Annotated in this window: 1 protein-coding gene; it reads right to left on the reverse strand. The window is 62.8% G+C overall.

The genetic code is table 11. The features are described 5' to 3' along the window. A partial coding sequence (locus tag ABD112_RS11510) for a transposase family protein (RefSeq protein ID WP_486374864.1) occupies positions 1–534 on the reverse strand: 534 nt, incomplete at its 3' end. Positions 535–631 lie beyond the last annotated feature (97 nt).

The raw sequence follows: 631 nt of genomic DNA on the forward strand, positions 1-631 counted from the left end.
CGCGCGGCGGGAGTGGTCGTCGATGAGTTGGAAGATCACGCATTTGCGCCCAGCGGTGAGGACATATTCGGTGCCGTCGAGCTGCCAGCACGCGTTCGGCGCTGGATAAACGAACCGCCGGAACGACGCCCGCGGCTTCTTCCGCGGTTCCACCCGGGCAACCCCGGCATCGCGGAAGATTCGCGATAGTGCTGCCGTCGACGGGACCGGCGTTATTCCCAACGCGCGCATTTTCTCGTGAACACTGATCGGCCCATGATCAAGCCCCGACTGCTCGAGCGCGGCCCGAACCCCGATCGCCTGAGCCTTCACGTCGTCAGCGGTTCGGTTCGGGCTCGACCTCGGCCGGCGGGTTCGAGGCTCAAGGGCCGCCGCCTGACCCTCCACGAGCGCCCGCCGTTTTATCGCGTAGAACGTCTCCCGGGAGATGCCGTGCTCCGCGCAGAACGTGCTCACCGCACCCCGCGGAGCATCGGGCGGCCACTGGGTAATAGCAAGACGGACACGAGGATCAACAGGCTCAATACGACTCATGCCTCAAACAATGACGGGAAGTGTCAGGACCAAAGACCGCTGAAAGGTCAGAGCTCTATTGATGCAGAACCGTCAGAGATGTCCTGATACATAACAA

Source organism: Rhodoglobus aureus, from assembly GCF_039527955.1.
In the GTDB taxonomy this organism is placed as follows: Bacteria; Actinomycetota; Actinomycetes; order Actinomycetales; family Microbacteriaceae; genus Rhodoglobus; species Rhodoglobus aureus.